At 72.9% G+C, this 12654-nt stretch carries 13 protein-coding genes; 7 read left to right on the top strand and 6 right to left on the bottom strand.

The window, feature by feature from the left end; genetic code table 11:
- Together ABZ885_RS15125 and ABZ885_RS15120 are read right to left on the bottom strand one after the other, a co-directional pair.
- Positions 1-1310, bottom strand: a 1310-nt coding sequence (locus ABZ885_RS15125) for a DUF6271 family protein (protein ID WP_360187790.1), incomplete at its 3' end; no start/stop codon positions are given.
- 14 nt (positions 1311-1324) lie between these two features.
- Positions 1325-2380 (bottom strand): phytanoyl-CoA dioxygenase family protein, encoded by a 1056-nt coding sequence (locus ABZ885_RS15120; RefSeq protein WP_360187788.1) that lies wholly within the window; start codon positions 2378-2380, stop codon positions 1325-1327.
- 1009 nt (positions 2381-3389) lie between these two features.
- Here ABZ885_RS15120 and helR point away from each other — a divergent pair.
- On the top strand, positions 3390-5540 hold the full coding sequence (gene helR, locus ABZ885_RS15115; protein WP_360187786.1) for an RNA polymerase recycling motor ATPase HelR: 2151 nt from the start codon (positions 3390-3392) through the stop codon (positions 5538-5540).
- Here the strand turns inward: helR and ABZ885_RS15110 are convergent.
- Entirely contained in the window at positions 5527-5868 is a 342-nt protein-coding gene (locus ABZ885_RS15110) for a DUF397 domain-containing protein (protein WP_360187784.1), read from the bottom strand. The genes helR and ABZ885_RS15110 overlap by 14 nt on opposite strands.
- Positions 5869-6009: 141 nt before the next feature.
- Between ABZ885_RS15110 and ABZ885_RS15105 the strand changes: the two genes are divergently transcribed.
- Positions 6010-6540 carry a hypothetical protein gene (locus ABZ885_RS15105; RefSeq protein WP_360187782.1) on the top strand — a complete coding sequence of 177 codons (531 nt, stop codon included), beginning with the start codon at positions 6010-6012 and terminating at the stop codon, positions 6538-6540.
- A gap of 87 nt (positions 6541-6627) precedes the next feature.
- A complete protein-coding gene (locus ABZ885_RS15100) occupies positions 6628-7428 on the top strand; it encodes a hypothetical protein (RefSeq protein WP_360187780.1) in 801 nt (266 codons plus the stop codon).
- A 30-nt stretch (positions 7429-7458) separates the two neighbouring features.
- Here the strand turns inward: ABZ885_RS15100 and ABZ885_RS15095 are convergent, their stop codons facing one another.
- Complete coding sequence (locus tag ABZ885_RS15095) at positions 7459-7905, bottom strand: Lrp/AsnC family transcriptional regulator (protein ID WP_360187778.1); 447 nt, start codon at positions 7903-7905, stop codon at positions 7459-7461.
- 93 nt (positions 7906-7998) lie between these two features.
- Here ABZ885_RS15095 and ABZ885_RS15090 point away from each other — a divergent pair, with 93 nt between their 5' ends.
- Together ABZ885_RS15090 and ABZ885_RS15085 are read left to right on the top strand one after the other, a co-directional pair.
- On the top strand, positions 7999-8811 hold the full coding sequence (locus ABZ885_RS15090) for an LLM class flavin-dependent oxidoreductase (protein WP_360187776.1): 813 nt from the start codon (positions 7999-8001) through the stop codon (positions 8809-8811).
- Positions 8808-9245, top strand: coding sequence for a nucleoside deaminase (locus tag ABZ885_RS15085; protein WP_360187775.1), 438 nt, complete (start codon positions 8808-8810; stop codon positions 9243-9245). The genes ABZ885_RS15090 and ABZ885_RS15085 overlap by 4 nt, the downstream gene beginning before the upstream one ends.
- Positions 9246-9299: 54 nt before the next feature.
- Here ABZ885_RS15085 and ABZ885_RS15080 read toward each other — a convergent pair whose 3' ends face one another.
- Complete coding sequence (locus ABZ885_RS15080; RefSeq protein WP_360187773.1) at positions 9300-9533, bottom strand: hypothetical protein; 234 nt, start codon at positions 9531-9533, stop codon at positions 9300-9302.
- Between the two features lie 165 nt (positions 9534-9698).
- Entirely contained in the window at positions 9699-10646 is a 948-nt protein-coding gene (locus ABZ885_RS15075) for an EamA family transporter (protein ID WP_360187771.1), read from the bottom strand.
- An 80-nt stretch (positions 10647-10726) separates the two neighbouring features.
- On the opposite strand from ABZ885_RS15075, the gene ABZ885_RS15070 reads away from it, so the two are divergent.
- On the top strand, positions 10727-11635 hold the full coding sequence (locus ABZ885_RS15070; protein WP_360187769.1) for a LysR family transcriptional regulator: 909 nt from the start codon (positions 10727-10729) through the stop codon (positions 11633-11635).
- A 153-nt stretch (positions 11636-11788) separates the two neighbouring features.
- The gene (locus ABZ885_RS15065; protein ID WP_360187767.1) at positions 11789-12598 is read left to right on the top strand and encodes an alpha/beta hydrolase; all 810 of its coding nucleotides are present in this window, start codon (positions 11789-11791) and stop codon (positions 12596-12598) included.
- Positions 12599-12654: the final 56 nt, after the last annotated feature.

Here is a 12654-nt window from a genome sequence, read left to right as displayed (position 1 = left end):
GCGGGGCCGGCGCCGAGGTCGGTGCCGCGGGCGGCCTTCACCAGCGGGCCCCACGCCTCGATGAGCCGGGCGAACGACTCGGCGTCCGCCTGCGCCTCGTCCAGCAGCCGGGCCCGCCGAGGTGCCAGGTGGTCGGCGAACTCGGTGTACCTGCCGCCGAGCCGGCGGTAGCAGTCGTCGAGCACGGCCAGCCGCCGGAGGTTCTCGGCGCGGTCGGCACCGGTGCTGCGCCGCACCGAGTCCAGGATCGCGTCGGCCCGGACGTGGTGCCGCTCGTCCAGCAGGTCGCCCAGCGCCTCCTCCATGTCGGAGTAGACCGGGTAGAGGTAGAGCATCGACAGCAGGAACTTGGTGAACCGCAGCTGGTAGGCGGTGAAGCCGGGGCCGGTGCGCCGCTCGGGGGTGTAGTGGTTCACGATGTGGCGGTTGTGCACGACGCCGGGGAGCGTCGCGTCGCGGACCACGTGCAGCAGGAAGTAGTCGCTGCCGATGGTGTCGGTCGCGGGCGGCAGCGGGACGCGCTCGTAGACCTCGTGGTGGAGGGCGATGTTGCACATGTCCACCCGCCAGATGTCCGGCAGGTCCAGGACGGAGCGGTCGGTGGCGAAGGGCTCGGTGCCCGCGCCGACGAAGGAGTCGTCCACCAGCTCGCGCCGCTCCTCCGCGGAGGCGCCGGTCGGGGCCCAGAGACCCACCACCCGGTAGTAGAGCTCCTCGTCCAGCTCGCGGATCCCGCCGATGTCGACGGAGAGTTCACCGACGAAGGAGCTGCCGACCATGGCCACCGGCTTCTCCGCGTGCACCGGGTCGAGCGGCGCCTCGGTCACGTCGGCGGCGGCGTCGGCGGCGCGTCTGCCGAGGGTGAGCAGTTCGTGGTGGATCGGGAACACGGGTTCGCCGTCGAGGAGTTGGTAGGTGCTGTCGGAGTCGCGGCGGTGGACGGAGGTGCAGCCGAGGGCGGTGGCGAGGACGAAGGCGCGGTTGGTGCAGGCGCCGTAGGAGACGGTGTCCGGGAGCATCAGGTCGAGCAGGTCGTCCGGTCCGGGGGCGCCGGAGCGGTGGATCACCGTGCGGAGGAACGCGCGCTGGCGGTCCTCGTCCAGGTGGTGGACGGTGACGCCCGGTACGGCGGGGAGCGCGGCGGCGGCCTCGGCGTGCACGGCGGAGGTCGGCGCGTCGGAGGAGTCCAGGATCAGCAGGTGGACCTCGGCGCCGAACCGCTCGGCCGCGTACGCCGCCTCGTCGCCGATCGCCGCGATCGTGTCGGCGCAGGGCCGGTTGGTGGGCAGGGTCAGGCAGATCTTGTGCATGCCGGTGCTCCGGTTCACCCTTCCGCGCCCTGCGCGTCGGTGTGCGTGTGGTCCGGTCCGCGCCAGGACTCCAGGCCGAGCAGCTTCGCGCCGAGCCCGTTGAGCTCCGCCCGGCCGTACCGCAGCGACTCGTGCCGGCGCGCGTCGCCGAGCAGGGTCCGGTTCCAGGTCGGGGTGGAGAGGTCGCGCCAGGAGGCGATCCGCGAGCGCTTCAGCTCCTCGTGCTCCTCCAGCGCCGGCATCATCGACAGGTACTGCACCGCCCGGACGCGGTCCTCCGACACGTTCCGGGCGACGCCGTGCGCCAGCAGGCCGTTCCAGATCAGCAGGTCGCCGGCCTTCAACTCCGGCCGCACGACCGGGAACTCGGCGTGGTCGACGGCGGGCCGGATCGGGTCCCGGTCGGCCGGCTGCGCGGCCTGCCAGGCGTTGAACCGCCGGAACAGCTCCGGATTGCACTGGAAGCCGCCGTGCTCCGGCCGGGTGTCGTTGAGCGCGATGATGCCCTGGACGCGCTGCGGCAGCATGCCGAGCGTGGTGTCGACGTCCCAGTGCAGCTCGATGTCGAAGCCCCGGTCGGTCGGCTCGATCAGCGCGCGGTCGCGGTTCCCGGTGTTCGGCGGATTGAGGTTGAGCCGGTCCAGCGTGACCCACAGCTCCTCGCAGTCCCAGACGTCCACGAAGGCGTCGTAGACCCGCTGCGCCTGCCGGTTGTCCCAGAGCAGTTGGTGCTGGTAGGCCTCCACGAACCCGTAGACGTGCAGGTGCTGGTCCAGCTCGTCACGGAACTCGCGCTCCTCGTACCAGGTTTCCGGCTTCTCGCGGTCCAGCCCCTGGAACTCCCAGGCGAAGTCGAGCAGGCGCCCGGCCGCCTCGGCGGGGACGGCCTGTCTCACGACCACGTAGCCGTAGGTCTGCCAGAAGGCGAAGTCCTCCTCGGAGAGCACGCGCAGCGGCCGCGACTTCTCGATGTCCTTCAGCGGCGTCCGGGCGAGGTAGGACTCACCGTCGTTGCTGAAGTAGGGGCGGTCCGACGCGGCCCGGTAGAGATATCCGTCAGGGGTCGGCATGCATGTACTCCAAGGATCGGAAGACGTCGTGCGGCCGGGGGGCAACTTCGGCCCGGCGGTGGGGTGGTGGGAGTGCGTGGGCGTGGGCGTGGGTGGGCGGGTGTGCGTGTCCGTACGGGCGCAGGCGGCGGCAGCCCGGAGCGGTGAAGTCGGGGTTCGGTGGGCCGGCCCGGGCCGGACGTTCGCCGACGAGGGGGCGGGCCGGGGCCGGTGGGTGTCATGAAGGGTGCGCCGTACGGGGATTGCCGGGATGGGCCGGGCGGCGTCGTCCGCGTGGCGGGGAGGTCGTGGTGCCGGCGGTTCCCGGTGGTCTCGCACGGTCAGGCGTCCGGTGCGGTCCGCCGTGGAGACGGGGCCGGGATTCCTTCCTCCTTCTGCTGGGCGCCCCTCGCGGGTCGTTGACGCGCTTGACGGACACGTGGCGACGATGGCCAACTCGCGTGCCGGGCAAGGCGTCTCGCCAGGACTTTCCGTCGTTCGAACTTGCTTTCCCCTACCGTGGACTAGACCAACTTGCGGTGTCAACCCTTGTCCCGGGAAGCGCGGACGGCAACGGCAGGCCCGTTCGCAACGGTGATGACCTGCACCGCGGGTGCCGCAACGGACCCCGGCCCCGAGGGGCGGCGACGGGCGGTGCCCGAAAGGGCAGCTCCTCCTGCCCGCCCGGGCAGGGCAGTTGGCGCGGGAACTACCGTTGCGCATTCCGGGGGCGCGCGACCTACTTCGTCGGCGATGCGGCGGGACGCCGGCAGGTCGTCACCGCGGGCGGTCTGTGGATCAGGCGGCTGCCCGCAACCGAGCGCGGCCGAACAGGCTGAGCGGGGCCGGAACCGGGGGAGGGGGCGGCGGAGATGGACTGTACACATCTCCCGCCACTTCTAATCTATAGCGCACCCGGGGCCTTGCGGCAAGGCCCCGGTGGTGCCGCAGAATCGCTGGCCTAAGGCAGAACCTGCGGAAATGGGCATTCGCGCAATGCGTGTGTTTTTGTTAGATCGGAACCGGTGATATGAACCCCTTGGCCATCAGTGCGTTCGACCTTCCCGACCGCCTCGCTCCCAAGGCCGACCCGCTGCTGATCGCCGGCGACGAGCAGCACTTCGCGGCGATCGCGGAGAGCCTCGACCGGTCGATCGCCGAGCTGTCCGACCGCCTGGACGTCGTGCGCAGGGCACCCGGCGGGGCCGGCCGGGAGGCCATGGACCGGGACGCCGAGGTCCACCGGCTGACCGGCCGCCTGCGCGCCCTGCGGCGCTTCGGCCTGGACCTCTGCCTCGGCCACATCGTCGGCGCGGACGACGCCGAGCCCGTGTACATCGGACGGCTCGGCCTCACCGACAGCGAGGGCCGCCGGCTGCTGGTCGACTGGCGCTCTCCCGCCGCCGAGCCGTTCTTCGCCGCCACCCACGCCGATCCCATGGGCCTGGCGAGCCGCCGCCGCTACCGCTGGACCCGCGGCCGGATCAGCGACTACTGGGACGAGGTGTTCACCGCCGACGGGCTGGAGGGGCGCGCCGCGCTCGACGACCAGTCCGCCTTCATCGCCAGCCTCGGCGGCAGCCGCTCGGCCCGGATGCGGGACGTCCTCTCCACCATCCAGGCCGACCAGGACGCCATCATCCGGGCGGGCTCGCGCGGCGCCCTCGTCGTGGACGGCGGCCCGGGCACGGGCAAGACCGTCGTCGCCCTGCACCGCTCGGCCCACCTCCTCTACTCCGACCCGCGCCTCGGCCACCGGCGCGGCGGCGTGCTGTTCGTCGGCCCGCACCAGCCCTACCTGGCCTACGTCGCCGACGTCCTGCCCAGCCTCGGCGAGGAGGGCGTGCAGACCTGCACCGTGCGGGACCTCGTCGAGGAGGGGGCGGGCGCGGCGGTCGAGAGCGACCCGGAGGTCGCCCGCCTGAAGTCGTCCGCGGACATGGTGAAGGCGATCGAGAAGGCCGTCCGGATCTACGAGGAGCCGCCCACCGAGGGGATGGCGGTCTCCACCGACTGGTCCGACCTCTGGCTGAGCACCGAGGACTGGGCCGACGCCTTCGATGCGCCCGAACCCGGCACCCCGCACAACGAGGCGCGCGAGCAGATCTGGGACGAGCTGGTCACCATCCTGCTGGACAAGCAGGACGACGAGGACGTCCCGGTCGAGGAGTTCCGCCGGGCGCTGATGCGGGACGAGGAACTGGTCACGACGCTCCACCGGGCCTGGCCGCTGCTGGAGGCGGCCGACCTGGTCGGCGACCTGTGGACGGTGCCCGCCTACCTGCGGCTGTGCGCGCCCTGGCTGAGCCCCGACGAGGTCCGGAAGCTGCGGCGCGCGGACGCCCAGGCCTGGACGGTGTCCGACCTGCCGCTCCTGGACGCGGCCCGGCAGCGGCTCGGCGACCCGGAGGCGGCGCGGCGCAAGCGCCGGCACGACGCCGTCGTCGTCGCCGAACGCGCGCGGATGGCCGACGTCATCGACCACCTGCTCCAGGCCGACGACGACGGCGAGGGCGCGGTGGCGATGCTGCGCGGGCAGGACCTGAAGGACAGCCTGGTCGACGAGACCGTCCTGCCCGCCGTCGACCCGGACCGGCTGGCCGGCCCGTTCGCGCACATCGTCGTGGACGAGGCGCAGGAACTGACCGACGCCGAATGGCAGATGCTGCTGCTCCGCTGCCCGTCCCGGAGCTTCACCATCGTCGGCGACCGGGCCCAGACCAGGCACGGGTTCACCGAGTCGTGGCAGGAACGCCTGGAGCGGATCGGCCTCGACCGGATCACCGTCACCTCCCTGAGCATCAACTACCGCACGCCGGAGGAGGTCATGGCGGAGGCCGAGCCGGTCATCCGCGCCGTCCTCCCGGACGCCAACGTGCCGACCTCCGTCCGCAGCAGCGGCCTGCCCGTGGCGCACGGTGCCGTCTCGGAGCGGGATGCGATCCTCGACACCTGGCTCGCCGAGCACCCGGAGGGCGTCGCCTGTGTCATCGGGGACCCGACGTTCCGGCCGACGCCGCGCGTGCGCTCGCTCACCCCGGCACTGTCGAAGGGCCTGGAGTTCGACCTGGTCGTCCTCGTCGACCCGCAGGCGTTCGGCGAGGGCATCGAAGGCGCGGTCGACCGCTACGTCGCCATGACCCGCGCGACCAGGCAGCTGGTGATCCTCACGAGCCGCTGACGCCGAATGCGCTGCTCCCGGATTCACGGGAGCAGCGCATCTCGGTTCGTGGCGGCGCGGATACGCCCGAGGTACGGCGGGCGGGGCCGCCGCGGTCAGGCGGTGAAGTTGGGGGAGTGGATTCGACGGCCTTGGCGAAGGCGGTCCACTCGGAGCTGTTGAAGGCGAGGTGGGGGCGGTCGGGGTGCTTGTCGTCGCCGAGCCAGACGTCGCCGTTGGGGAAGCGGGCGATGATCACGCAGCTGCCGTTGTCGTCGGCCGAGAACGGGGACTTGGTCCAGTCGGCGTCGGCAGGGTTGTGGTCGTACGGGTCGTGGTTCTCGCTCACGTCAGCTCTTCCAACTTGCGTTCAAGGGCGGTGATGGTGTCTTCCGGCGACAATGAGCATCGCTCGACTCGGGAGATGGCCCGTTCGGCTCGTCGAACGTCACGTCCCGTTCTACGCGGGAGCATACCGCCGACGGCTTCGATGAAGACGAAGCCGCCTTCGGGGTCACCGGGGAACCGCCTCGACACCCTCACCGCGCTGGTCCACACCCTCGGCGACCCTCTGCCCGTCACCCTCGGTGAGACGTGCGACGCTCCCGGACTGCCGGTCACCCACCTCAGTCCGGACAGCGGTCTGCGGCCAGGACTGCACGTCGACGGTCACCAGAACCTCCCGTACGGTGCGATCGACTCCGCCCGTCGGCGCCTCTGTGTCAACCTGGGCCCCGGGAGCCGCTACCTCCTCCTCGCCGACACCGACATCAAGTCGATCCGCCGCACGGTCCACGACCGCTACGAGAGCCACCACCCGCGGACCGCGGACCTGCGGCTCTACGTCACGCTCCGCCGCCCGCTGCAGGTGCTGCGCCTGCGCGTCGATCCCGGTGAGGGGTGGTTCGCGCCGACCGCCGTGCTGCCGTACGACGAGTCCACCGAGGGGCAGGAGTTGCCGTCCGCCACCAGCTCCTGGTTCGGGCACTGGGACCGGGGAGTGTTCGGCCCGCTGATCTGAGACGGGGGCCTGCCGCGCGGCGCAGGTCGCCCCGGGTGCGATGCTGTCCGCCGACGAATCGGCAGCGTGGAGAGCAAGGAGGGGTGGATGGCCGGCGTGAGAGTGACGGTGTGCCTGCCGGCCGAGGCGGCGGGCGACATCGTGGGGGCGCTGGACGAGGCCCTCGCGCCCTTCTACCTCGACACCGACGACAACCCCGCCGACCGCGGCATGTGGGACTCGCGTCGGATCCTCGGCGGCAGCGACGGCACCGGGTTCGCCATAGCCGCCGGGCGCGAGGACGACCCGGGGCTCGTCCACGACGAGCCCCGGAACGACGGCACGCCCTGCCCCAGCGCTCCCGGCGTCTGTGCCGGAGGGCCGCGCGCCCTGCTCGACTTCTCGCAGCCGCTCGCCGCGTCCGAGCGCGCGGTCTCGGCCTCCTGGGACCTCTGGCACCGCCTGTCCGCCGTCCATCCTCCGGCCGTACCGCTCGCGGACTTCGTGGACCGCTGGGAGAACGACGAGTTCCCGGGCGACCGCTGGGGTGACGAGATGTTCGCCGCGTACCGCGGCCAGCCGCTCATCCAGGCGTACCTCGACCACCCCCACAGCCTCGGCTGGGGCTTTCTGGGCTTCCCGTTCCAGAAGGAACACCCCGTCATCCACTATGAGGGCGATCGCGAGGCCTACATCCGCGAGTTCACCGATCGGTATCCACCGAACACCGACGTGCTCACCCTCGACGGCTGGTGGCTGGAGGGCGGCAGCAACGCCGTGCACGCCACCTGCGACCCGGCCGAGTGCCCACACGAACGCCCCGGGCCCGCCGTGTGGCCGGGAAGCGAGGCGTACCTCGCCGCGCTGCCCGGTGACACGATCCTGGTCCGGTTGCGCTGCCACGCCTGACGTTCCGCCGGACCGCGAGAGGGCTGCCGGTCAGGGCCGGGCGGGGCCGCGGCGGGGCAGTGTCTGGCTGTAGACGACGCTGGTGGTCGTGGAGCCGAAGCCGGCCAGCTCGTCGACGAGCGTCTCCAGGTGCTCCATGGAGGTCGCGGCGACCTTGAGGGTGTAGCAGTCGTCGCCGGTGGTGCGCAGGCACTCCAGGATCTCCCGCCGCTCGGCGAGCAGCCGGTGCAGGGGCTGGTGGCGGTTGCCGGGGTACTTCAGCCGGACGACGGCGAGCACGGGGTAGCCGGCCTTGGCCAGGTCCACCACGGCGTGGTAGCCGGTGATGACGCCCGACGACTCCAGGTTGCGCACCCGCTCCGTGGTGGCCGAGGAGCTGAGGTTCACCCGCCGCCCCAGCTCGCTGAGCGAGATGCGGGCCTCCCGTTGCAGCTGCTCGATGATCGCCCAGTCGGTGTCGTCAAGATTCACGGCCATTGTGCGATCGTACCGGCGGAATCACGGCAGAAGGGCGCCATCGCCGGGAAGATCGGGTTCTACCCGGGGTGATCGCCGGGATAGCCTCGGATCATGCAACTTGGCGTCAACGTACCGAACTTCGGGCCTGGTACCGATCCCGGCGTGCTGCGCGACTGGGCGCGGATCGTGGAGGAGCTCGGCTTCGACCTGCTCATGGTGTCGGATCACGTGGCCGTCACCCCGGACGTGGCCGGGCGGTACCCGGAGCCGTTCTACGAGCCGTTCACCACACTGTCCTGGCTGGCCGGCGTCACCAGCCGGGTGCGGCTGGGCACGACCGTGCTGGTGCTCCCGTACCGGCATCCGCTGTTGGTGGCGCGGATGGCCGGCGACCTTGACCGGCTGAGCGGTGGCCGGCTGGTGCTCGGGGTCGGCGTCGGCTGGGCTCGTCAGGAGTTCGACGCGCTCGGCGTGCCGTTCGCGGAACGCGGCCGGCTGACCGACGAGTGCCTGGCCACCCTGCGGGACACCTGGCGCGCGGAGGGCGGCGTCGCCCCCATCCCCGTCTGGGTCGGCGGGCACAGCCCGGCGGCGCTGCGCCGTGCCGCCAGGTTCGGGGACGCCTGGCACCCGCTGCGGCTCCCCCTCGCCCGGATGCGCACGGTCCTCGCGGAGCACTCGCTCCCGGGGTTCGCGCCCCGCATCGCCCTGCGGCTGACCGGGACCCCGGTCGACGACCCTGGGCGACCGGCCGGCGTCGGAACCGTCGAGCAGGTCCTCGACGACCTCGGACGACTCCGCCGGCTGGGCGCGGCGACCGTCGTCCTGGACCCCTACCACGGCGATCCTGAGGAGATCCGCCGACCGCAAGAGGCCTGGCAGGCACTCACCGAGGTGGCCACCCATTGGAGGACGGCATCATGATCACTCCCGCCGACGAAGCGCTCCTGCGCCGCGCGATCCGCCTCGCGACCGCGGCCGTCGCCGACGGCGACGCGCCGTACGGATCGCTGGTGGCCGGCCCGGACGGTACGGTTCTCGCCGAGGCCCACAACACGGTGCGCCGTGACCGCGACATCAGCGCCCACCCGGAGCTGAAGCTGGCCCGCTGGGCGGCCCGCGAACTCGACCCGGAGGCGGCCGCGCGCACCACCCTGTACACCAGCTGCCAGCCGTGCGGCATGTGCGCCGGGGGCCTCGTCCGCTCCGGGATCGGCCGGGTCGTCTTCGCGCTCTCCACCGAGCAGCTCGTCGGACTCAACCCGGACTCGGGGGCCTGGCCGACGGTGGCCCAGGACGGCCCGGCCCTGTTCGAGGAGGCGCGCACCCCCGTCGAGCTCTACTACCGGTCGAACTGAACGGGCCTGGCCGGCCCGCCGACGGCGGACCGGCCAGGAGGGACCGGATCGGGCTCAGCCCCAGCGGTGCATGTTGTTGTCGGCGTCCTCGCAGGCCTGGGCCTGTGCGTCGAGGGCGTTCGCCAGCCGCCAGTTGCCCTGGCTGCGCAGCTGGTGGGCGCGGTCCCGGAGGGCGTTGACGTCGCAGGTGATGGTCCCGGCGGACGCGCTCTGGGCGGGGGCGATGGCGAGCAGCGCGCCGCTGGCGATGGCGGCGGCCAGGGCGACGGTCGTGAAGCGTCGAAGCATGGTTCTCCTTCGAATAGTGGTGGTACGGGCGCAACCGCGGTTGACTACCCGTCAGTAACCCTAACCCATGTGATCTTGTGTCAATGACCGCTGGGGCCCCGGAAGGTGGGGTTGCTTCGGTCAATCTCCTTGGAAAGAATGGGGATTGGCGCCGGATGGATTCGACTATTTGGCGTGGTCCGCCGGGGTCGGGGTCCGCGGAGGGAGCTGTCCGGCGACGATCGCGGCGAGCGAGAGGCCGAAGCCCAGGAGCTGGACCGGGCCGAGCGTCTGGCCGAGGAGGAGGGCGCCGAGGGTGGCGGCGACCAGCGGGGAGAGCAGGCCGAGTACCGCGACGGAGGTCACCGGCAGGGTGGCGATGCCCTGGAACCAGAGCAGGTAGGTGAGCAGGCCGCCGACCAGGCCCAGCCAGAGGTAGCCGAGGGCGGCCCGCGAGTCGACGGCGGGCGGTGCGCCCTCCGCCAGGGCGGTGACGGGCGCCAGGAACAGCCCCCCGGCGGTGAGTTGCCAGCCGGCGAAGGCCAGCGGGCCGACCCCGGCGGGGCGTCCCCAGCGCTTGGTGAGCGTCACGCCGAGCCCCATCGTGACCGCGCCGGCCAGGCCCGCCGCGATCCCGGCGGTGTCGAGGGCCGCGTTCGGGCCGATCACGACGAGGCCGACGCCGATCAGGCCCGTCAGGCCCCAGACGAGACGCCGGGCGGAGAGGCGCTCGTGCAGCACGGTGACGGCCAGGAGGGTGACGACCAGGGGCTGGGCCGCGGACAGGGTGGCGGCGACGCCGCCCGGCAGGCGCTCGGCCGCGAGGAACAGGAGCGGCATGAAGAGGCCGATGTTGAGGACGCCGAGCACCGCGGCCTTCCCCCACCAGGCCCCGCGCGGCAGCGTCCGGGTGACGGCGAGGGCGATCAGCCCGGCCGGCAGCGCGCGCAGGAGCCCCGCGAAGAGCGGGTGCCCGGACGGCAGGAACTCGGTGGTGACGACGTAGGTCGTGCCCCACACGGCGGGAGCGAGCGCCGTCAGGGCGGTGCGGGGGATGGTGCCGGCCGTTCCGTGGCCCCGGTGGCCGGTGCCGGCGGCTCCGCCGGAGGTCCTGAGGGTGGTCTCACTCGTCATGGCTCGAAGTCTGGCCCGGGAGTGATCGATGAGTCCAAGACATGTTTGTCAGTGCATCGATCGTGATCCACGATGGATCCATGGAGCTCCAGCAGATGCGGTACGTCGTCGCCGTCGCCGAGACGAACAGCTTCACCCGGGCCGCCGAGCGGTGCCTGGTCGTCCAGTCCGCGCTCAGTCACCAGATCGCGCGCCTGGAGCGGGAACTGGGCGCCCGGCTGTTCGAGCGCACCAGCCGGCGGGTGCGGCTGACGCCGGCCGGCGAGGCGTTCCTCCCGGCCGCCCGGCAGTGCCTGGACGCCGCCGAGCGGGCCGCCGCCGAGGTCGCGGCGGCGGTCGGGGAGGTGCGCGGGCGGCTGGCGGTCGGGCTGATCCCGACCGTCACGGCGGCCGACGTCCCGGGGGCGCTGCGCGACTTCCGCGAGCGGTACCCGCACGTGCGCATCAGCCTGCGGGTGGGGGCGAGCGACGACCTCATGGAGCAGGTGCGGGAGGGGGCCCTCGACGTGGCGTTCCTCGGGCTGCCGACCACGGCGCGGCTCCCCGGCGTCGCCGCCCGCGAACTCGTCCGGGACCGGCTGGTCGCGGTGGTCGCGCCGGACCATCCGCTCGCCGGCGAGCCGGCGGTCGACCTCCGCCGGCTGTCCACAGAGGTGTTCGTCGACCTGCCGGCCGGGACGGCCGGGCGCATCCAGTCCGACCAGGCGTTCGCGGCCGCGGGTCTGGGCCGTGACGTCGCGTTCGAGGTGACCACCGCGGACTTCATCGTCCGGCTGGTCGCGCAGGGCCTCGGCGTCGCGATGCTCCCCGCCGCGTTCGTGCCGCAGCTCACCGGTGTGACCACCGTCGAGGTCACCGACGCGCCGGCCCGGGTCGAGTACGTGGTCTGGAACCGCGTCGGCAGCACACCGGCGGCGGCGGCCTTCCTCGCCGTCCTCGACATCCCCGCGGGAGGGGAGGCGCCCGTGTGGGCCGGCCGGGGCGGGTGACGCCGGAGGCCGGAGCGGCACCCCGTCACTGCCCGTGGCGGGGCCGCCGGGGCCGGGCGGATGCGCGGTCGGCCGGATACGACCGGTCCCGACGGGCGTGTGTCAGGCTGGTGGGGAAGGGGCTGGAGCACGACCGAGGTCGGGAGGCTCGCGATGGCCGAGATCAGGGTGAACGGGGTGTCGCTGTACTACGAGGCCCGCGGGTCCGGGCCCGGGGTGGTGCTGGTGCACGGGTCCTGGAGCGACGCCGACAGCTGGGCGCGGGTGGTGCCCGGACTGGCCGAGCAGGCCGGCGTCGTCGCGTACGACCGGCGCGGGCACAGCCGCAGCGAGGACCTGCTCACCCAGGGGTCGGTGCACGAGGACGCGGCCGACCTGGCCGGTCTGATCGAGGGGCTCGGGCTCGCGCCGGCCTACGTCTGCGGGGACTCCTACGGCTCGCTGATCGTCCTCCGGCTGGCCTCCGTCCGGCCCGACCTGCTGCGCGGCCTCGCCGTGCACGAGCCGCCGGGGACGTCGATGCTGCTCGCCGACCCGGACCTGCGGCCGATCGGGACCGCCTTCGCCGAGCGGGTCACCGCCGTCCGGGAGCTGCTGGAGCAGGCCGAGTCGGCGGCCGCGGCGGAGCTGTACGTGGAGACGCTCGCGTACGGGCCGGGGGCGTGGGCGCAGCTGCCCGCGCCGATCCGGCACACGTACATCCGCAACGCGCCGACCTACCTGGACGAACTGCGGGACCCGGACGCGCTGGACCTCGACCTGGCCGCCCTCGCCGGCTACGCCGAGCCCGCGCTGCTCACCCAGAGCGACGACAGCGCGCCGCTGTACGGCGAGGTGCTGGACATGATCGACCTCGCGCTGCCGAAGGCCGAGCGGCATCTGTACGAGGGCGGCGGTCACGCTCCGCACCTGTCGCAGCCGGAGGAGTGGGTGCGGGTGACCCTGCCGCGCATCGTGGGGTGAGGCGCGCGCCTGGGGCGGCCGGGAGGGCGGCGGGCGGCAGCGGAAGGGACCCGGCC

This window comes from Kitasatospora sp. NPDC047058 (assembly GCF_040643935.1).
Taxonomy (GTDB): domain Bacteria; phylum Actinomycetota; class Actinomycetes; order Streptomycetales; family Streptomycetaceae; genus Kitasatospora.
Note: the sequence above shows the minus strand (reverse complement) of the source record. Positions and strands in the feature narration are given on the sequence as shown.